The 20459-nt window shown below is 51.9% G+C and carries 13 protein-coding genes; 6 read left to right on the forward strand and 7 right to left on the reverse strand.

What is annotated here, in order from left to right; all coding sequences use genetic code 11:
• Positions 1-166: 166 nt before the first annotated feature.
• Entirely contained in the window at positions 167-2617 is a 2451-nt protein-coding gene (locus DUE52_RS11435; protein WP_114406146.1) for a TonB-dependent receptor, read from the reverse strand.
• 931 nt (positions 2618-3548) lie between these two features.
• Here DUE52_RS11435 and nadE point away from each other — a divergent pair.
• The 4 genes from nadE (at position 3549) to egtD (ending at position 9376) form a co-directional block, all read left to right on the forward strand.
• Positions 3549-5573: an NAD(+) synthase gene (gene nadE / locus DUE52_RS11445; RefSeq protein ID WP_114406148.1), complete on the forward strand. Its 2025-nt coding sequence runs from the start codon at positions 3549-3551 to the stop codon at positions 5571-5573.
• A gap of 186 nt (positions 5574-5759) precedes the next feature.
• The gene (locus DUE52_RS11450) at positions 5760-7157 is read left to right on the forward strand and encodes a mercuric reductase (protein WP_114406149.1); all 1398 of its coding nucleotides are present in this window, start codon (positions 5760-5762) and stop codon (positions 7155-7157) included.
• Between the two features lie 3 nt (positions 7158-7160).
• Entirely contained in the window at positions 7161-8363 is a 1203-nt protein-coding gene (egtB, locus tag DUE52_RS11455; protein WP_114406150.1) for an ergothioneine biosynthesis protein EgtB, read from the forward strand.
• Between the two features lie 14 nt (positions 8364-8377).
• Positions 8378-9376, forward strand: coding sequence for an L-histidine N(alpha)-methyltransferase (egtD, locus tag DUE52_RS11460; RefSeq protein WP_229312139.1), 999 nt, complete (start codon positions 8378-8380; stop codon positions 9374-9376).
• Between the two features lie 68 nt (positions 9377-9444).
• On the opposite strand, the gene DUE52_RS11465 is transcribed toward egtD, so the two are convergent.
• On the reverse strand, positions 9445-10323 hold the full coding sequence (locus DUE52_RS11465; RefSeq protein WP_114406152.1) for an SDR family oxidoreductase: 879 nt from the start codon (positions 10321-10323) through the stop codon (positions 9445-9447).
• 196 nt (positions 10324-10519) lie between these two features.
• Here DUE52_RS11465 and DUE52_RS11470 point away from each other — a divergent pair, with 196 nt between their 5' ends.
• Positions 10520-11389 (forward strand): DMT family transporter, encoded by an 870-nt coding sequence (locus tag DUE52_RS11470; protein ID WP_114406153.1) that lies wholly within the window; start codon positions 10520-10522, stop codon positions 11387-11389.
• Between the two features lie 30 nt (positions 11390-11419).
• On the opposite strand, the gene DUE52_RS11475 is transcribed toward DUE52_RS11470, so the two are convergent.
• The gene (locus tag DUE52_RS11475; protein WP_114406154.1) at positions 11420-12856 is read right to left on the reverse strand and encodes a M56 family metallopeptidase; all 1437 of its coding nucleotides are present in this window, start codon (positions 12854-12856) and stop codon (positions 11420-11422) included.
• Positions 12846-13235 (reverse strand): BlaI/MecI/CopY family transcriptional regulator, encoded by a 390-nt coding sequence (locus tag DUE52_RS11480; protein WP_114406155.1) that lies wholly within the window; start codon positions 13233-13235, stop codon positions 12846-12848. The genes DUE52_RS11475 and DUE52_RS11480 overlap by 11 nt, the downstream gene beginning before the upstream one ends.
• Before the next feature lie 310 nt (positions 13236-13545).
• On the opposite strand from DUE52_RS11480, the gene DUE52_RS11485 reads away from it, so the two are divergent.
• Complete coding sequence (locus DUE52_RS11485; protein ID WP_229312140.1) at positions 13546-14598, forward strand: hypothetical protein; 1053 nt, start codon at positions 13546-13548, stop codon at positions 14596-14598.
• A gap of 111 nt (positions 14599-14709) precedes the next feature.
• Here the strand turns inward: DUE52_RS11485 and DUE52_RS11490 are convergent, their stop codons facing one another.
• The 3 genes from DUE52_RS11490 to DUE52_RS11500 form a co-directional block, all read right to left on the reverse strand.
• The gene (locus tag DUE52_RS11490) at positions 14710-15273 is read right to left on the reverse strand and encodes a phosphonate degradation HD-domain oxygenase (protein WP_114406156.1); all 564 of its coding nucleotides are present in this window, start codon (positions 15271-15273) and stop codon (positions 14710-14712) included.
• Positions 15274-15374: 101 nt separating this feature from the next.
• The gene (locus tag DUE52_RS11495; RefSeq protein ID WP_114406157.1) at positions 15375-16856 is read right to left on the reverse strand and encodes a SusD/RagB family nutrient-binding outer membrane lipoprotein; all 1482 of its coding nucleotides are present in this window, start codon (positions 16854-16856) and stop codon (positions 15375-15377) included.
• 151 nt (positions 16857-17007) lie between these two features.
• Positions 17008-20331, reverse strand: a complete 3324-nt coding sequence (locus DUE52_RS11500; protein WP_114406158.1) for a SusC/RagA family TonB-linked outer membrane protein — start codon at positions 20329-20331, stop codon at positions 17008-17010.
• Between the last annotated feature and the right edge of the window lie 128 nt (positions 20332-20459).

Genomic DNA, 20459 nt, shown 5'->3' on the forward strand with positions numbered 1-20459 from the left:
AAATGATATTTTGAAATGGGCGAAGGTTACCGTACTTTTAAAAATCAAAAAAGCCACTCCTCAAGGTGGGAGTGGCTTTCTGCTTTCTTAACCTAAACTAATTATCTATTAAAGTAACGGCGGACGAACCAAATACCGTCCGCCGTTTGCTTTATTTAACTTTTATTTAATTATTGCCCCCGCCGGCCCGGTTGCGTTCGGCCTCCGTGCTGGTGCTACGCTGACGGGCCGCTTTCACATTCTGGTTACCAAACCGGTACGTAAACGTCAGACGGGCAATGCGGCTTTCCCAACGGGCCCGCACCCGGAAATTAATATCCTGATAAACCGCTCTTCCTTCAAATTTATTCAGCCAGAACGGGTCGTTTACGTTCAGTTTCAGCGTCGCCTTCCGGTTCATCAGCGTTTTCTGCACCCCGATGCTGAAGGCTCCCATTTGTTTAGCCTCGTAAAAACCGTACAGGTTTTTCGAGTTATACCAGCCGGCAATTTCTGCGCTGAAACCCTTCGGCATCACAAAGTTCTGGGACGTGTAGATGTTATACGACACAAAACTCACGTTGTACTGCGCGCCCAGGTAAGGCGAATCATACTGGTTATAATTTACGCCGATGTTGTTCTGCATGTTCCACCACTTGGTCACCGCCAACGGGAAGCTCGCCGTCAGGTTGACGTTGTTCTGCGTGGCCAGGTTGTCGGTCGTCACATATGTGATGTTTTCTTCGGCAATCTGCCCCGGAACTTCATTGACAATCACATCCGTCGTCCGGCTATAGCCCAGCGTCGTCGAAAACTTGCCCTTGTAAACGTGCGTCAACTGGAACGAATTCGTGAACTGGGGTTTCAGGTACGGATTCCCCTGCTGGTACGTGTACGGGTCCAGATAAAACCGGAATGGGTTCAGATTCTGGTAGTTCGGACGGTCGATCCGGCGGCTGAACGAAAGATTCAGGACGTTGTTGGTATCGATTTGTCGGGATATAAACATCGTTGGAAACAAATTCGTATAATTCCGGTCGACAATTTTATTCAGCGTAACGGAATTGCCCCGGGAGTGCGTATTTTCCAGCCGTAAGCCCGCCTGAATGCTGGTTTTGCTGTTCAGTTTGCCCGCGAAATTGACGTAGGCCGCATTGATGTTTTCGGTGTATTTGAACTGGTTGCTCTGATTGGGATTGAACACCCAGCGACCGTCGACATAATCTTCGTACGTCAGGTTGTTGTCCGAGTTCACAAAGCTGGTTTTCACCCCGGTTTCCCACTTTCCAATCTTGGAAGGATGCACATAATCCGACTTGAACGCCCAGATTTCGATGGTCGACGGCATGTCGTTGCGAACTTTGGCCGTCGGCTGAACAATGCTGTCGTTGGCGTTGGTGTAGGTCGTGCTGAGGTTGTTATACGAATCACCGTTGAAACGGGAATAGTCGAGGTCGGTCGTCAATTCGCGGCCTTTGCCGTCGAAATCGTACTTGTAGTTCAGGTTTCCCGTCACGTTCGACCACTTGTTTTTTACAGAAACATCGGTAGTCGGTTTCAGCGTAATCTGGCCCAGTTCATTTCGGATAATCGAGTTGTTGATCCCGTTGTCCTGCCGCCAGTCGTTGATAAAACCGGTCGCCAGTACGCCAATCGTGCTTTTCTTATTGATGAAATAGTCGACACCCGTCCGGAACGTATGCCCGTCGAAGCGGTTGGGGCGGAAGGACGACTGGTCGAAATAGGTAATTTTGCCGTTGTAGGGAATGACCCGATCCAGGCTGTTCTCCTGAAACCGCCGGTTGTGAAAGTAGCTGTAATTGCCAAAGGCGTTGATTTTGCCGACGCGGTGGTTCAGGTTCAGGCTGGCGTTGGCTTTCTCATACCGACCGTAGCCCAGCCCGGCGATGGCCGTTCCGTTGGTGCCGAAATTCTTGTTTTTCTTCATCCGGATGTTGATGATCCCTACGTTGCCGGCGGCATCGTATTTGGAAGAAGGATTGGTGATGATCTCGATTTTCTCAATATTATCGCTCGGCGTATTTTTCAGCAGATTGGCCACTTCCTGGCCCGACAGGTACGTCTGTTTACCGTCGATCATGACGATAACACCCGCTTTACCTTTTAACTGGATGTTGTCGTTCTGGCGGTCGATAGTGACACCTGGTGCTTTTTCCAACACTTCCAGGGCCGTGCTTCCACTGGCCACAATGCTGTTTTCCACGTTGACCACCGTCCGGTCGATCTCCTGTTCGATGAATGGTTTCTTGGCCACGACCTTCACTTCATTCAGGCTTTTGGCTTCTTCCACCATCGTCAGCGTCTTCACCTGCACCTCCGGATTGGCGGCATCGATCACGAACGGTTCTGAATATACTTTCTTAAAACCGACCAGTGAAGTGGCCACCCGGTAGCCGCCATCGGCTACGTTGTCGAAATCGTACTGCCCTTTGTCGTTGGTAATCACGCCTTTCACCAGCGTCGAGTCTTTGGCCTTTAGAAGCAGAATGGTGACGAATTCGGACGGTTTTTGAGTGGGGTCAATAACGAGCCCGCGAACTTTGCCTTTCGTCGGAGTCTGGGCGATTGCCGCCGTCATAACCAGCCACGCACACACAGCGGTGATAAACGTTTTCATAGTGATGTATTAGTAGGTTGTTGTTTACGGAGTATGCTTCAAAAGTGTTGTTTACTGTTCGGATCAGATCCGGGGTACGTGGCAAAGTTAAGTAGTAGGTATTACATAGAACCTTATCTTACATAGATGGTTATTTTTTGATGATGACTGGTTCGGAGAGCCCTTGTATGTTACCGGCTGTGATTGACTGATGCAAAGATTAGCCGGAAGGTTGCATTCCCCAATCAAAAAGGTGTCAATGGGCGGTTTTATGGTTTAAACGGGTCTATTCTACCACATCTGCCTAAGCATTGTCCGTCACACCAACACCAGATCAAGGTGCTGTTTTACCCCAGTAAGCACGCGCTCTTAAAAATCAAAGGCTGAGAGTGACCAGACGACGGGTTCTGCGTCAAAATGAAACAAATGGTTACATGCGTCCCACTCGCGCCTACTGATATGGCTCTAAACAGTTCCCCAAACAAGATGCACCCCTTGGGTGTGTCGGCGGTCGTAGCATTTCTTGCCTTCGTGGGTTCAATGCTCTTTAATTATGTCCAACAAAAAGCGCTTATTCAAAATGAGATGAATAAAGCGAAAATAGAAGCGGATTCGGTCCACCGATAAAACCCATTTTCTTTCTTTGGGCTAATCAACCTCATGGTTGCTCTCGCTCCTGTTCCCTGTTTTCTCCAAATTCAGCCGAAAGAATTACTTCGTCGGCCTCAGAAGCCTGACTCACTCTTCAGTTTGCCCCAATTCGAACCAGCAAGGCATTACCGATCACGATTCCTTGGCTGAATGGTTCCATTCGCTTTAATTTGCGGTTCTTCGCTAAAATCACGACAACTTAAGTGTAACGCTACGTGTTCATTTAGTAGCTTTTTACCCAAAGCTGAAAAGTCGCAGGTTATCGAGTGACGTATAATTCGCTAAACAGAAAACCCGATTCATGAAACTGATAAAAGTTGCTGCTGGTGTTGTCAACCAGATCCCAATGGCCTGGGAACACAACCGCCGGAACATCATTGACGCCATCGAAGAAGCGAAAATTCAGAAAGTCAGCATTTTATGCCTACCCGAATTGTGCATTACGGGCTATGGTTGCGAAGACATGTTCTTCTCCCACGACTTGCTGGAACAGGCCAAGCAAAGCCTGCTGGAGATTGTGCCGCATACCGATGGCATCATTGTGGCCGTCAGTCTGCCGCTGCGACTGGCCAATAACCGGACCTACGACACGGCCTGCCTGATCGCCAACAAGCGCATTCTGGGCTTCGTCTGCAAACAGGTGCTGGCCAACAACGGCATTCACTACGAAACCCGCTGGTTTCAGCCCTGGACGCCCGGTGTGCGCGACGAAATCCAGATCGGCGAATTTTCGTATCCCGTGGGCGACCTGCTGTTCGATGTTTCGGGCGTAAAAATCGGCTTCGAAATTTGCGAAGATGCCTGGATTTCGAACCGGCCGGGCCGCAGCCTCCACGAGCGGGGCGTCGATATCATCCTGAATCCCAGCGCGAGCCATTTTGCGTTTTATAAATCGCACGTACGGGAACGGTTTGTGATCGACGGATCACGGGCGTTTGGCGTCAGTTATATTTACTGCAATCTGGTGGGCAACGAGTCGGGCCGCGCCATTTTCGACGGCGACTCCATGATTGCCTCCAACGGCCAGTTGCTGGTGTCGGGAACGCGTTTCAGCTATGCCGACCACCTGATCGTTACCGCCGTCATCAATGTGGACGACACGCGACTGAGTCAGGCCCAGAACAAGGTCAACCTGGCTTATCTGTTTCCCAACCTGCGGGTGGCGGCTCAGTTCGATTTTCCGTTCGTAAAACCGGTGGTGCAGAAAGCCGAACTGGAATACTGGGAACACGGCAATCATTTGAAAGAAGAAGAATTTGCGCGGGCCGTGGCACTGGCATTGTTCGATTATTTGCGCAAAAGCCGCTCCCACGGTTTTGTGCTGTCGCTGAGCGGTGGGGCCGATTCGTCGGCCATTGCAGCTCTGGTGTCGCTCATGATCCGGATGGCCGACGAAAGCATCGGTCTGGACGCTTTCAAAAAGAAACTGGGTTATATCAAAAGCATTCAGAAGCTGAAAACCGTGGAAGACATCTGCGGAGCGTTGCTGACGACGATTTATCAGGGGACCCAAAACAGCTCGACAGACACCTATGAGTCGGCCGAATCGCTGGCCAAATCGGTGGGTGCCACGTTTTACAACATCAACATCAATGGGTTGGTCGAAACGTACACGAAGCTGATTGAAGACCAGTTGGGCCGACCGCTGACCTGGGAAACCGACGACGTTGCCCTGCAAAACATTCAGGCGCGGGTGCGGGCTCCGAGTGCGTGGCTGCTCGCCAACATTCAGAATGCGCTGCTGCTTTCGACCTCCAACCGCTCGGAAGCGTCGGTGGGTTATGCCACGATGGACGGCGACACAGCGGGCAGCATCTCTCCCATCGCCGGTATCGACAAGCATTACCTCCGCGGCTGGTTGCGCTGGCTCGAAACCGTTGGCCTGGGCGAAACCATCAAAGTGGAAGGATTACAGAAAGTCAACAACCTGCAACCGACCGCCGAACTCCGCCCGCTCGACAAAAAACAAACCGACGAAGAAGATTTGATGCCGTACGACGTGCTGAATGCCATCGAGAAATTCGGGATTCGGGATAAATTGTCGCCGAAAGAAGTGATGCAGCAGGTTGAAGTGGTGTTTGAAGGTCAATATGACCGCGACAAACTTTACACCTCCGTCGACCGGTTTTTCCGGCTCTGGAGCCGTAACCAGTGGAAACGCGAAAGGTATGCGCCTTCCTTCCACGTCGATGACGAGAACGTAGACCCCAAAACCTGGTGCCGCTTCCCAATCCTGAGCAGCGGTTTCGAGAAAGAACTGGCCGAGTTGAAGGAATACGTCGAGGGCAACGAAGGACGGGGTCGGAAGGGGAAGATTGGGTTTTAAAAGCCACTATCCGGAGTAAAAAATGAGTTTAAACCGATCTTGTCTATCGTCCTGTCAAATACGTCAACCCCACAAACAATCCATTTAAACAGAATGTAAAACAAATAGCTGGATCAACGTTGTTATTTGTTCAGCGGTAAGGATCGGTCACGGTCCGTACAGGAGCGCTTCATTTAAGATGTTGGTATGAATTCAGATACAGTTGAGCATTTTGATGCGATTGTTATTGGTGTAGGCCAAGCCGGAAACCCGCTGGCTACGGCCCTGGCCGAAAAAGGCTGGAAAACCGCCGTCATTGAACGAAAATACGTAGGCGGTACCTGCGTCAACGACGGCTGCACACCGACCAAAACCCTGATTGCTTCCGCCCAGGTGGCCCACCAGGCACGCCGTTCGGCCGAATTCGGGATCGAAACCGGCGACGTTCGGGTTGACCTGAAAAAGGTCATGGCCCGCAAAAACCGGATGGTGGAAACCTCCCGCAAAAACATCGAAACGAATTTTGCGGAGACGGAAAACCTGACGCTGCTGTTTGGAGAGGCCCGGTTTAGCGGCAAGAAACAGATTGACGTGCTAGGGCCCGACGGTACCCAACAGACCCTGACGGCTGACTTTATTTTTATAAATACCGGTTGCAGCCCAACAAAACCGGATCTGGCGGGTCTGGATACGGTTTCGTGGCTGACCTCGACTTCGATTATGGAGTTGGAGGAGGTGCCCGAACACCTGCTGATCCTCGGTGGTGGTTACATCAGTCTGGAATTGGGGCAGATGTTCCGGCGGTTTGGCAGTGAAGTCACGATCATCGAACATGGCCCGCAACTGCTGAGCCGCGAAGATGCCGATGTGTCCGACGAAATGGGCAAAATGCTGGAAAAGGAAGGCATTACGGTTTTTCTGGACACGGAAGTTCACCAGGTAAGTCGGGCGGAGAACAACCTCATTGAATTGCAGGTATCGACCAATAAACTGGCCAGCCGACTCCGGGGCACGCACCTGCTGGTGGCCGTTGGCCGAACGCCCAATACCGAAGCACTTCATCTGGAGGTGGCCGGAATTGAAACGGACGAAAAAGGGTTTATTCAGGTAAATGACCGGCTGGAAACCAGCCAACCCGGTGTTTATGCGTTAGGCGACATTAAAGGCGGGCCGGAATTCACCCACATTTCGTACGACGATTACCGGGTGGTGAAACAAAATTTACTGGAAAATGGCAACGCCAGCAAGGCCGACCGCCCGGTTCCGTATACGGTTTTTACCGACCCGCAACTGGGACGCATCGGTTTGAGCGAAAAAGAAGCCCGGAGGCAGGGAAAAACGATTAAAATTGCCAAAATACCGATGTCTATGGTGGCCCGCGCCCAGCAAATGAGCCAGTCTGAAGGTCTGATGAAAGTCGTCGTTGACGCCAAAACCAGCCAGATACTCGGCGCGGTTATTGTAGGCCCGGAAGGCGGTGAAATCATGACCATTCTCCAGGTTGCCATGATGGGTCACCTACCCTATCAACAACTCCGGGATGCCATCTTTGCCCACCCGACGCTGGCCGAAGGACTCAATACGTTATTCACGAGGATGGACTAAACGATGCTACATAACCCTGTTTTACCCCAACCCTTTACCTTGTCTGAAGCCTACCAGCGCGTCCGAAGCTGGACGGAGCAGCTCTGCGCTTCGCTGGAAACGGAGGATTATGTCGTGCAGCCCACGGCCGATGTCAGTCCGCCCAAGTGGCATCTGGGTCACACGACGTGGTTTTGGGAGCATTTCATTCTGACACCACACGCCCCCGGTTACCGCATTTTTCACGACGATTTCAGCTTTGTCTTCAACAGCTACTACGAGTCGGTAGGTCGGCGGGTGCTGCGGACCCAGCGCGGGAACCTGAGCCGACCAACGGTGGCCGAAGTCTACCGGTATCGGGCCTATGTCGATGAAGCCATGAACCGATTTTTAGCTGACCGTTCTGCCAGCGCTGAACTCGAAAACCTGATCGAACTGGGCCTGAACCACGAGCAGCAACACCAGGAGTTGCTCATCACCGACATCAAATATATTCTGGGACACAATCCGCTTTTTCCGGCCATCGACATGCCAGTCAATGAGCAGCTTGTGGATTTGCCAATTTCGGCTATTGAAATACCGGAAGGTATCTATTCCGTTGGTTTTCAGCCGGAAGCGGGCGGTTTTTGTTTTGATAACGAGCTAGGGTCTCACCGGGTTTACCTGAAGGAAACCACCCTCGACGGACCATTGGTTACCAACGCCGACTACCTGGAATTTATCGAAGCGGGCGGCTACCGGCAGTTTCAGCATTGGTTGTCGGATGGCTGGGCCTGGGTGAAGGCCAACGGGATCGACGCACCCCTGTACTGGCATCAAATTGACAATCAATGGCATACGTACACATTTTCTGGTCTAAAACCGGTCGATCTAACTGTGCCGGTTTGCCACGTCAGCTATTACGAAGCCGATGCGTACGCCCGCTGGCGCGGTCGGCGTTTGCCCACCGAAGCCGAATGGGAAACAGCGGCCCTTCTTCCAACCAAAAACCGCCTGCCCTGGGGACTTCGCTGGGAATGGACGGGTTCGGCGTATCTGCCCTACCCCGGTTTTAAAACCGCCGAAGGGGCTGTGGGTGAGTACAATGGCAAATTCATGAGCAGCCAGATGGTTTTGCGCGGAGGGTCCATTGCTACACCGGAGGGCCACAGCCGCCCTACGTACCGAAATTTTTTTCAACCTGACAAACGATGGCAGTTCACCGGCATTCGGCTGGCAGCCCTCTGAATGCTGACCTATCCATGACAAAAATAGATTCATCGTTGAATGACTCGCTGGTGCTGCAAAGCGACCTCGCGAATGAAGTAGGCACTGGGCTGACCCAAACGCCTAAGCGGTTGCCGTCGCGCTTTTTTTATGATGACGAAGGAAGCCGCCTGTTTGCGGAAATCATGCACCTGCCCGAATACTACCTGACCCGCTCCGAATACGAGATTCTGGATACAAATCAGGCGGAACTGCTCCGGCTCTTTGCCGCCGACGGGCGGCCTTTTGAGTTGATCGAACTGGGGGCCGGCGATGGTCTGAAGACCAAAATCCTGTTGAATCATTTCTGGTCGCAACAGGCTGATTTTACGTACGTTCCCGTCGATATTTCCCAGGCTGCCATCGATAACCTGACGGCTGACATTCGGAAAAAGTGGCCTCAACTAGCCATTCAACCCCGGCATGATGATTATTTCAACGCCATCGAACAGTTGTCGAACCGCTCGGATAGCCTGCAAAACCGCCCCCGGCTGGTGGTACTATTTCTGGGATCGAACATCGGCAACTTCTCTCCCACTGAAGCCCGCGATTTTTTCCGTCAAATTAGTCAGTCGCTGCAACCGGGTGATTTGGTGCTGACGGGTTTTGATCTGCAAAAACATCCGGCGGTTATTCATGCGGCTTACAACGACCGGCAAGGTTTAACGAGGGCCTTCAACCTGAATCTGCTCCGGCGAATCAACCGCGAACTGGGTGCCAATTTCGACCTCTCGGCCTTCGATCACTACGAAATGTATCATCCCGAAACCGGTGAGGCCCGGAGTTATCTCGTCAGCCAGAAAGAACAAACCGTAGCGATTCGGGATCTGAACCTGACCGTGCCGTTTGGGTATGGCGAGATCATTCACACCGAAATTTCACGCAAATTTACCCGGGAGGGCATTGCCCAACTGGCCGAACAAAGCGGTTTTGAACTGACCAACTGGTTTACGGATTGCAAACACTACTTTGCCGACGTCATTTTCCGGAAATAAAACACCCCTGGAAGCGACGGTTTGCAATTGTTTCCGGGGGTGTTACGGTATTCATTATACGCAACTCATCAGACCAGTTCAGCCGCACGACGGAACGCACCCGCGTGCTCTTTGACGAAATCCCCATACGAACGGGGCGCTCTTCCCAGCAGTTTCGTCAGCACATCGAGTTGATCCGCAGAGGCTTTCAGGCCTTGCGTCTGGAAAAGATCGTACATCTGAACCCAGTCGTCTACCAACCAGCCCGGCAACCATTGTTTTGCCTGGGTGGCCCACGCCTTAAGGTCATTGCCCGCATATTGGACATCGTATCCGAGGTGTTCCGTCAGAATCCGGGCGGTGGATTCTCCCGTTAAAATTTCCGGCCCCGCCAACGGAATCCGCTGGCCGTCGTATTCATCCGTCAGCAGCACCCGGACCGTAGCCTCCGCAATGTCGCGCACATCGACCCGGCTCAACCCACCACTGCCGAAGGGCTGAGTATACAATCCGTAGTTCGTGATGCCTGCTTTGAAAAAGAAATCGTTCTGGAAAAAGTTGTTGGGGCAAATGAAAACGTAATTCAACCCCGACCCCAGAATGGCTTTTTCAATGGCAATTTTCGTGTAAAAGTGGGGAATATGCGCGCCTTCGTGAACGTTGTGAATGCTTTGGTACACGATTTTCTTTACACCAGCCCGCCGGGCAGCCGCCACGGCGTAGGAGCCCTGCGCGATTTCGGTATGACTTTGGCGGTTGAGCAAAAAGACACGGTCGATGCCGTCAAACGCTTTGGGTAAAGTGGCGGGTTCGTCCAGATTACCGATGGCGGCTTCTACCCCTTCGGGCAACAAAGCGGCTTTTTCGGCGGAGGTGACCAGCACGCGGACGGCTTGCCGGTGGCGTAGAAGTTCGTTGACAATCGGGCTTCCGACGGTTCCCGTTCCGCCGATGACTAAGGTTTGCATGTTGTTTGGTTTGTGTTGTTTACGGTTTCAAAGGTGGGCGGTTTTGCCCGCCATCCCAATCAGCAAACCCACGAAACGGAAAAAGCCGGGGTTGAAGCGTCTCCTCTCCCGGCTCGATAGCCCAAATACATCCCTATCGGATCGAAATTAAAAAGGTTAGCTGGCACAAGCGAATGCTTCACCGTACCTTTGCGGCATGAAATTTCTCCTGCCCGGCCTGCTGTTTGCCGCTTTGTGGGCCTCCGCTTCTGCTGCCACTAAATTTGGTGTCCTGTCTGCCGATCCGCTCATCCTGGCCAACGTCCGATTCCTGATTGCCGGGCCATTGATGCTCCTCGTAGCCCACGGTCTTCAACGCAAATCGCTCCCCAACCGCACCGAATTCGGTCGTTTAACGGTCTTTGCCCTGATGAACACCACCATCTACCTCGGTGCTTTCGTGCTGGCCATCAAACAGGTTTCTGCCGGCATTGGCAGCCTGTCGACGGCCACCAGTCCGCTGTTCATCACGCTGCTTTCTGCCGTCTGGCTAAGTCGCCCCATCCGCTGGTACGAAGTCGCCGGGATTGTGTTCGGCATGGCGGGGGTTTGGGTGGTCACTTACCCGCTTCTCCAGAACAGCTTTGCCACCATTCCGGGATTATTGATTCTGTTAGGTGGTATGGTTTCGGTGTCGGCAGCAACGGTCTATTACGCCCGCTTTACCTGGACGCTCCCGAGTCTGGTCATCAATGGCTGGCAGGTGCTGATTGGCGGTTTGTTGCTGCTGCCTTTCACGCTTCTTTTCGCCGACTTCGGCCAGTCGCATTTCGACGCCCGGTTTTGGTGGTCCATTTTCTGGCTGATCATTCCGGTTTCCGTCGTTGCTCTGCAACTCTGGTTCTATCTCGTCCGGCAGGATGCCGTTCAGGCGTCGCTCTGGCTATTCCTTTGCCCGATTTTCGGTTTCGGTTATGCCGCCGTTCTGCTGGACGAACCCCTCTCCATTTACACCTTAATCGGCACGGTACTGGTATTAATAGGCCTCTACCTGGGACAGCGCGACAAGTTCAAAAAGCGGCCCTGACAGCGATCGCTGCCCGGTCAGCGGCCGCTGTCAGGGTTTCCGATCAAGCACATACACCAGATCAACGGTTTTCAGTTCAGGATTTGGAACGGGATTGATGCCGATCTTTTTCGGATTGAAATAGCCCGATTCTGCCAATTTTTGCTGGGATTTCAACAATTTCGAACGATTAAACAATTCGCCTAGCCGAATCGCAATCAATTCATGTATCTGCGCTTCCGTTACGTCCTTATTTCCTTTGAAAGTGATCTTCCCAATGGTTACCGGGGAACCTTCAAAAACCGTCAGAATCAGATTGACCACATTACCCGACCGGCTTTCCTGAACATCCACGTTGAAATACAGATAGCCTTTGTCCATATACAGAGACGCAACATCGGTTCCCACCGCATCGAAAAACCGCTTTTTAAAGTGTTCTTTATTATACAAATCGCCTTCGCGTACGCCTAGGATTTGGGTCAGTTTTTCCGCTGAATAAACCGTATTTCCCTTCCAGAGAATGGTTCCAATTGGAATTCCCGTAGCCGGTTTTTCAGCTTCCGTTACCGTTCTTGTCCGGCTATTGAAAGGTTGTAAAAAAGAGCACAAAACCAGAGTGAGTACCAGGAGCGGTAGAACAATTAAAAAAGTGAGTTTTTGTATGGGACGGGAGCGGGTTTGGGTGAGCATCTGAATGCGCTGAAAAATCTGTTTATTCGAGAACGTATTCAGGATTGGAATGAAAGAAGGCTGGGTAGTCAGTTTTAGGAGCAAATAACCGTACATTCTGACGTTGTTGTTCGCTCGCGTAACCACCTCATCAACAATATATTCGTGAACCTGTCGAATGGACACACTCAAGTAGGTCACGATGGGATTGAACCAGAAAACAATTCCCGCCAGCTCATAGAGGAGTACATCGAGCGAGTGTCGCTGTCTGACATGTACCTCCTCATGTTGCAGAACCTGCTCCTGCTCTTCGTGCGTCAAAGCAGAAATGCCTGAGTGTAGAAAGATGCAATTCAGAAACGAGAAAGTAGGCCAACGCGATTGAATGAAAACCCGGCAAGACGCACGGTTCCAGATCGGCTGGCCCGGCGGAATCAGCTTGAAAATAGTTTTCAGGTTTTGGGCAAAATGCCATGTTTTATACAAACAACCGACCAGATACAAAGTCAGCAGAAGATACTCCCAAAACGGCGAAGACAAGGTGGTTGAAGTCGTATCGCGAGTAGGAAGAAAAGCATTGACGGATCGTTTCGACCAGTTAAGCGGTAGGCTAGATATTACGCCCGGATCTGCTTCCTCATTGAACAAGCCCGTAGAAAGCAGTACGGGTATGGCCAGGCTAAGCAAAAGGCTGCCGAGTAAATAGACGCGGTTCCATTGAAAATACGTCAGACGGCACAAAAAGAGCCGATAAACGAGTGCGCAGGTTGAAATGGCCACCGATGATTGAACCAGGTATAGAAAGAAATTAGTCAGCATGGCGAGTCTTTGTGGAAGCCGTGTTCTCTGGTCCAAGTAAATCCACAATACGCTCAATCTCTTCCGGACTCAGCTTTTCCTCGTTCACCATAAACGACACGACCTTTTCCGGCGATCCTTCAAAATAATTCATCAGGAAATTTTTGAAGGTGAATTTCCGATACGCCAATTTTGAAATCAACGGAAAATATTCGTGCGTTTTCCCGTAGGCTTTGTGCCCCACAAATCCCTTTTTCTCCAGAATGCGGATGAGCGACGAGATGGTGTTGTAAGGCGGTTTGGGGTTGGGCATGCCGTCGATGACATCCTTGACAAATCCTTTTTTGATGTTCCACAGAATCTGCATCACCTTCTCTTCCGTTTTGGTCAGTTGTTCCATGCACCAAAAATAAAACGTATTTTGCAGTTATACAACTTATTTTCCAGTTATATAACGTTAAAATACGTTAAAAGCTTCAAAACCGGAGTTTCAAGGTAGAAAAGAAAGGAAAAACCAGCGAAAAAAGGCCTGAAAAACGCATTGGTAAGAAGTGTTTTTTTGTCAGCGAAAACCGACTTTTTGGGCAGCCATTCACTGCTCATTATAAAGGCTGAAAAATATATTTTAATATACTGATTATTAGGTAATTAAACTCATAAAATAATTCCCGTTACGTGAACATTGCCAGCGGCTTTTATGTTCTTATTATATGAACGAGAACACAGAAAAATTGACGACTCAAGAGGGTAAACTGGTGTCGTTTGTGCCAGCTCAGCCCGTAGACGAAACCTGGCGGAAATCGATTCCGGCGCAGGTGTTTCTAAACCATTTCTTCGCGATTGATTTTCACATTCAACGGCAAGATGACCTGTTCGATCTGCGTCGTCTTCCGCTGTTTCAGGACTTTACCCCCGCCATTTCCGACGAACAGCGCAAGGCATTGGAAAAATTACTTCTGAATAGCTGGAGTGCCGAATATGCGCTCCGGATCACCCCGGTGGTGAATGACAACCAGTATTTGCAAAGTTCGCTGCACTGGACGTTCCCGCAGGCCTATTACAGCGTTTTGTTCAGCGTACGGGCTTTCCTGCACACGATGGGAGAACCGGCCAGCAATGAGGAGATCATTCGCCGGCGCATCGGAAACATGGTCGTACGGGGCTATTATCCGTCGTCAGTGGGTTTCTACGCATCCGGCCCCTTGAATGGCTACCGGACCATGCGGTTGCCGCTGGCCAAGTTCGACATTGCCAAACCGGATTTGACGCTGCCTTCGCGCGAGTCGGCCGCCCAGATCGAGATTGCCCAGTTTCTGAAAACCTCCCGCGACCGGCGCATCAAAGCCCTGCGTCAGGCGATTCAGAATAATCCCAAAACCGCGCTGCGGAGTGCGCGGACGGGCAAGGTGCTGCAAAAATTCGGCGTTGACCAATACAAGCAATTGGGGAAACAGATTGGCTACACGACCTATTTCGATGCGCTGAGCCGGCTGCGGATTTCGTCGAGCAACCGTGAAATCGAGCGGTTTGTCGAATCGGAGATCGATGTTCGGTTGTTTCACGAAAGCCTGGTCAACATCGTGTCACACATCAACGCCGTTCACGAAGCCTACATTGCCAAAGCACTCGGTATTCAGGGATATAAAAACTTGATTGCCAAGCTGCCCTCCTACCTTCAGGAAGGGTTCCTGCGCGATCGGCTGAACACGGTTATCGAACCGATGCTGCGCCCTGAACATCAGGAACTGCGCATTGCAGCGTAAAATTTCAGATAATCATAAATGTAAAATGATGAATGATAAATGTAAAAGTGTTGGCTTCACATCCCCTTTTACATTTATCATTCATCATTTTACATTTATGATTGCTTTCTTTTATTTCCCTTCCAGATACAATCGGCATTTCTCCAGATACTGACCAACGGGCGGCATTTCCACTTCCGTTTCCTTGGCCAGTTCATCCCAGCCGCGAACCTGCAAAATGCCCCGGAAATAGGGATTGGCTTCAAATGCCTGGGCCTCTTCCGCCGACATCGGCCCGCCCTGAAATTCCAGCGTTTTCAGACTGGCTTCCGAGAGCTTGTTGAAATATGCGGGATTTTTATACGTCAGATACCGCTTTGCATTAACGTGGTGTTCAATCAGTTGGGCCACTTTCTCCGAAAAACCGCGTTCCCGCAGCCAGTCCGCGCCCAGCTTTTCATGATCGACACGACCGTAGTCATCCATATGGTCTTCCGCCAGATCCGACGGCAGCAGATGACCAATATCGTGCAGAAAAGCCGCAATGATCGTTTCATCGTCGGCCCCGGCCCGCTCGGCCAGCATCGCCGATTGCAGCATGTGTTCCAGTTGCGAAACGGGCTCCCCGTAATAATCATCCGATCCATGCTGATCAAACAGTTCGGTGATTTCAGTAATCGTCTGCTCGGTTGTCATCTTTTGAATGAGTGAATGAGTGAATGATAGAATGAGTGAATAACCTGCCGGATTCCTAGCAACCTATTCACTCATTCTATCATTCATTCATTCGAAATTGGTTATTTGTCCCACCACACAGCGGTGTTGATATCGTTAACGCCCTGGCGGGCGATGGCTTCTTCGACGGAGGCTTTGTTCAGGTTCAGTTCCGAACTCGGATACGGAAACCGGACCGGAACCTTGTTGCCGTTCAGATTCGACGGCCCCGGGGTAATGGTGGGATAACCCGTCCGGCGCCAGTCGAACCACCCTTCCAGACCGCTGTAAAATAACGCAATCCATTTCTGAGTTCCAATCAATTCGAGGGCTTTTGCGTCATTGAAAGCCACATTCGCCTGGGCCAGATAACCCGCCGGAACTTCCAGACCGTAATAGGCGAAGGATGCCGTGATGCCTTTTTCGTAGTAGCTTTTCGCATCGCCGGTTATCAGTTTTTTCTGGGCGGCTTCGGCCAGAATGAACTGCAGTTCGGCGTAAGTCATGATAATGCCCTTGGCAATGTTCAGGTTGGCTTCGGTCGGCGTACCAAAACCATCGATGTAATACGTGGCGCCAACCCGCGAAACGTTCTGAGCACCACCATTATAGGTCAGCGCCGAGTTGTCGTCCAGACCATTCGGCACACCGACATAGGCTGGCTTTCCGGCGGCTACCGACGCCACCGTCGGGCGGGCAAAAACCGCCAGACGCGTATCATTCAACTGGGTCAGTCTGTCACCCAGCGTTTTGCTCAGCCGAAACTCATCGAACGAACCCACCCGCGCGGTGTAAAGCGGAAACTGATTCGGAACCGTCGGCAAATAGCGTAAAGCCGCGTTGTCCGTGTTGCTCGTAAAAACCGGCGTTGCCGTCGGGTTGCTCACAATCGCCTGCAAATCCGCCTTGATGTCGCGCTTGTTTGAAATCCGCATCAGATACCGCACCCGGAGCGAATTGGCCATTTTCTTCCATTTCGTCACATCCCCGCCGAACAGAATGTCGCCATTGACAACGCCGTTTTCCGGGGCCAGCAACGCACTGGCATCGGCCAGATCTTTCAGAATCCCGTTGTAAATCGTTTCCTGGGTGTCGTATTTCGGAAAATAGGCCATGTCTTTGCCTTTGGTGGCTTCCGTATAGGGCGCATCGCCGTAGGCATCCGTCACCAGCGACATCATCCACGACTTCATCACCAGCGCGATGCCCTGGTAGTTCTTCTGAACCGGCGTCGTACTGGATGCGATGTTGTACATATTCTGCACTTCCCGAAGCGTCGAATACGTGGTGTTCCAGATCCCGTTCTGTTCACCCCACAGATACCGGTCTTCGTTTACAAACTGAATTTTGGCCGTATACTGCATCACGCTGTTGCCAATGCCCCAGGCCGTTCCCATGTTCTCGTTGACCGTCGACCGGATGATGTTCGGCAGCAGCAGATCCGCCGTGACGGTATTCGGAACGTTGGGGTTGGTATTGATCTCTTCAAACTCGTTGTCGCAGGACGTGCTGCCGACAATCAGCAGGGTCAGGCAGGCGACTAATTTTAGATATGTTCTTTTCATAAGAATGTTATGGTTGAATGGCTGCATGGTTTTAATGGCTGGATGGTCAAATGGTTAGAATGGTTAAATGGCTACCGGAATCGTAAACTATCCAACCATTTTTAACCATCTTAACCATCTAACCATTTTTAACCATCTAACCTTGAACAGCTTACAGGTTGAAAGACAAGTTTACACCGTAGTTACGCGCCGACGGAATAGCGACCGATTCCGAACCCGGAATGATGGTTCCGCCCGATACCGAAGCGGTTTCCGGATCGATGTGCGGTACTTTGGTCCACAAGAACAGGTTGCGGCCCACCAGCGAAACCGTCACATTCCGGAACGGCAGTTTTTTGCCCATAATCGAGTTTGGCAGCGAATACCCCAGTTTCACTTCGCGCAGCTTGGTGAACGACGCATCGAAAATGGCGTCTTCCAGCACCCGGCGACCCAGTGTAAAGGCCGAATGCCACTCGCGGGCCGAAATCCGGCGGGCATTGGCGGCAAACTGGCCTTCGCCGGTTTTCACTACGCCCGGCACCACATAATACGTCCCGGCCGGCGCATTGGTAAACGTCTTGTCAACCGAGTTGTCGTAATAGCCATTTTCGCGACCCTGCAAGGTTTCAACCAGTTGACCTGCCTCGCGACCAACAACGTAGGTGTGCGAATAGACCTCTCCGCCTTTGCGGATGTCGAACAGGAAGCTCAGGTTGAACCCTTTGTATTTGAACGAGTTGTTGATCCCCGCCAGCCAGTCCGGGTTGTAATTCCCCAGTTTTTGCAGGGACGTCGTTGAAATGGGCCGACCGTCGGCGGTGATCACCATTTGGCCCACATTCTGGCCGGTTGGGTCGTAATACGGGCTTTTCGGATCGCTGCTGACGCGCTCGTAGGCGTATCCGTACATGTCGCCCATGCGCTCGTTGACGCGGGCCTGCACCGAGAAATACCGGCTGGCCAGTTCATAGGTCGAAACGCCGTTGGCCAGTTCGAGCACTTTGCTGCGGTTACGCGAGAAATTGACGTTCATGTCCCAGCGGAAACCAATGTTGTCCATCCGGATCGGCGTCAGGTTCAGCATCACCTCAATCCCGTTGTTCTGAATCCGGCCCGCGTTCTGCACAATCTGGCTGTAGCCCGTGGTGCCTGAAAGCGGCAGGAAGATGATCTGGTTTTTACTGATCGTGTTGTAGTACGTGAAGTCCAGACCAATCCGGTTTTTCAGGAATCGCAGATCAAAACCATATTCCTGCGAACTGCTGATTTCCGGTTTCAGGCTCAGGTTCGGAATCCGCGTCGATTCGCTGAAGGTCGGCGTTGTTCCCCAGGGCGTTCCCGGATTGAAAGGCTGCGAAAACTGGTAGGGTTCGGTGTCATTTCCAACCTGCGCATAACCCGCCCGAACTTTGGCGAATGATACCCATTCCGGCATTTTCACCCAGTCGCTCACCACCGCACTAAGCGTTCCCGACCAGTAGAAATACGAGTTATCGGCCATACCGACCACGCCCTGCGGCAGCGTCAGCGTGCTCGACCAGTCGTTCCGGCCCGTCATTTCCAGCGTTAATTTATCCAGATACGTCAATTGAGCCGACGCAAACATACTGTTGATCCGGCGATCCGAGCGGTTTTGCGAATATTCGAGCGGAACCCGGCTGTTGTTCAGGCTATACACGCCCGGAACCGTCAACTGGGGGGCAAAATTGTCGATGTAATCGTACTTGTTCAACCGTTGATTTCCACCCAATGTTCCGCTGAGCGTAAAGGCGTCGTTGAGTCGTTTGTCTACCAGAAACAACAGATCGGTGTTGCGCTCCATCGTTTTCACGGCTTCGCGCCGGTACGAACCATACGGATACCGCTGCGTGCTGAATGCCCGCTGGCGCACCCGCAGTTCATCCTGGTAATCGACCTGCGTCCGGCCCTGTACCGACAGCCAATCCGTCAGTTGATACGACAACGTGACGTTCCCAATCACCCGGTTGATGTCCTGGCCGTTGGTGTTTTCGTACATGTTAAAGTACGGGTTGTCGTGGTAGTTGTAGTTGAAGTTGAACTGCTGAATGCCCTCCAGACCCGGTTGCCAGTAGTTCCGCATCGAAGCCATGTCGATGTGACGGCCCCACCAGCAGTTGAGCAAATACATGATGTTTTCGGTTCCGTAGCTCAGATTCGGGCGGTTGTCGCTGTGGTTGCGGATGTAACTCACATTCGTCCGCGCGGTGAAGCGGTCGGTCAGCTTGTAACCGGCATTGACGTTGAAAGTGTTCCGGGTTAAATCCGTGTTGGGAACAAAGCCTTTCTGATCCAGGTTGGTAAACGACATCCGGAAATCGCCCTTGTCATTGCTGCCCGTTACGGCAACGTTATTCGTTACGATGCGACCGGTTTCGAAGAAATCGCGGATGCTGTTCGGGTGGGCAATGAACGGCGTAGGTGTTGCCACACCGGGGCCACCCGGCACTTTGGTATCACCGGCGCGATAGCCTTTGTCGGTGGGCGAATCGTGCTGAACGATCAGCCGACCGTCCATTTTGGGTCCCCAGCTTTCATCGACGCCATCGCGCAATCCACCACCGGAACCGTCTTTAAAGGCAAATTCGCCGTTCAGGCCCTGACCGTAAACATTCTGGTAATCAGGCAGTCGCAGAACAGACTCAAACGTCACGTTGGAATTAACACTGACGCCGATGCCTTTGGTGCCCTTCCCGGTTTTGGTCGTGATGACCACCACGCCGTTGGCCGCCCGCGAACCGTAGAGCGCCGTGGCACTGGCTCCTTTCAGAACCGTCATCGTTTCGACGTCGTCGGGATTGATAAAACCGGCCCCGTTTCCGTAGTCGGCGTCCTGGTTATTCCGCCCCGATGAGCCGACAAAGTTGTTGTTGATTGGCAAGCCGTCGATCACAAACAGCGGCTGGTTGGCATTGATGTTCAGCGACTTTTCGCCCCGGATCGTGATCCGCGACGAACCGCCGATCCCGGACGGGCTGTTGACGACCGTCACCCCCGCAATCTTTCCGGCCAACTGGCTGACCAGGTTGGTTTCGCGGGCCTGAGAGAGCGCCGAATTATCGATTTTCTGGGTCACATAGCCAAGATTACGCTGCTGTTTGGAAATCCCCAGGGCCGTCACGACCACTTCGTTCAGGGCTTGTGTAGAAACCGTCAGCGTAACATTGATCGTCGTTTTGGAACCGACCGGTACTTCCTGCGCTTCAAAACCGATAAAAGAATAAATCAAAACCGACGACGGATTCGGAACGTTCAGTGTATACGTTCCATCGGTGCGGGTGGTCGTACCGGATGTGGTGCCTTTCACCAGAATCGAAACGCCTGGCAGCGCCTGTCCGCCTTCCGACGATACAACCTTGCCGGTGATGGTCTGGGCCAGCAAAGGCAAGCCCATCAATAAAATAGCCAGAGTCAGGACAGCCCGACGATAACTGACCCTTCCTGACCGAATCGAAGAAGGTAGCTTTTGTGTCATAGTGTAATTTGGATGTTCCGGTTTTTCGGAAAGTTGAACGATGGATAAGAAACGATGGATCCTTTTACGAAACCGCAAAAGTACCCGGCACTTGTGTCGGAATTGTTACCGAATTATGAACTTTATAC

This window comes from Larkinella punicea (genome assembly GCF_003334855.1).
GTDB classification, from domain to species: domain Bacteria; phylum Bacteroidota; class Bacteroidia; order Cytophagales; family Spirosomataceae; genus Larkinella; species Larkinella punicea.

Excerpts from the sequence above, each read along its gene's own strand:
- DUE52_RS11435 (WP_114406146.1), bottom strand. The coding sequence starts at position 2,617 with ATGAAAACGTTTATCACCGCTGTGTGTGCGTGGCTGGTTATGACGGCG.
- nadE (WP_114406148.1), top strand. The coding sequence starts at position 3,549 with ATGAAACTGATAAAAGTTGCTGCTGGTGTTGTCAACCAGATCCCAATG.
- DUE52_RS11450 (WP_114406149.1), top strand. The coding sequence starts at position 5,760 with ATGAATTCAGATACAGTTGAGCATTTTGATGCGATTGTTATTGGTGTA.
- egtB (WP_114406150.1), top strand. The coding sequence starts at position 7,161 with ATGCTACATAACCCTGTTTTACCCCAACCCTTTACCTTGTCTGAAGCC.
- egtD (WP_229312139.1), top strand. The coding sequence starts at position 8,378 with ATGACAAAAATAGATTCATCGTTGAATGACTCGCTGGTGCTGCAAAGC.
- DUE52_RS11465 (WP_114406152.1), bottom strand. The coding sequence starts at position 10,323 with ATGCAAACCTTAGTCATCGGCGGAACGGGAACCGTCGGAAGCCCGATT.
- DUE52_RS11470 (WP_114406153.1), top strand. The coding sequence starts at position 10,520 with ATGAAATTTCTCCTGCCCGGCCTGCTGTTTGCCGCTTTGTGGGCCTCC.
- DUE52_RS11475 (WP_114406154.1), bottom strand. The coding sequence starts at position 12,856 with ATGCTGACTAATTTCTTTCTATACCTGGTTCAATCATCGGTGGCCATT.
- DUE52_RS11480 (WP_114406155.1), bottom strand. The coding sequence starts at position 13,235 with ATGGAACAACTGACCAAAACGGAAGAGAAGGTGATGCAGATTCTGTGG.
- DUE52_RS11485 (WP_229312140.1), top strand. The coding sequence starts at position 13,546 with ATGAACGAGAACACAGAAAAATTGACGACTCAAGAGGGTAAACTGGTG.
- DUE52_RS11490 (WP_114406156.1), bottom strand. The coding sequence starts at position 15,273 with ATGACAACCGAGCAGACGATTACTGAAATCACCGAACTGTTTGATCAG.
- DUE52_RS11495 (WP_114406157.1), bottom strand. The coding sequence starts at position 16,856 with ATGAAAAGAACATATCTAAAATTAGTCGCCTGCCTGACCCTGCTGATT.
- DUE52_RS11500 (WP_114406158.1), bottom strand. The coding sequence starts at position 20,331 with ATGACACAAAAGCTACCTTCTTCGATTCGGTCAGGAAGGGTCAGTTAT.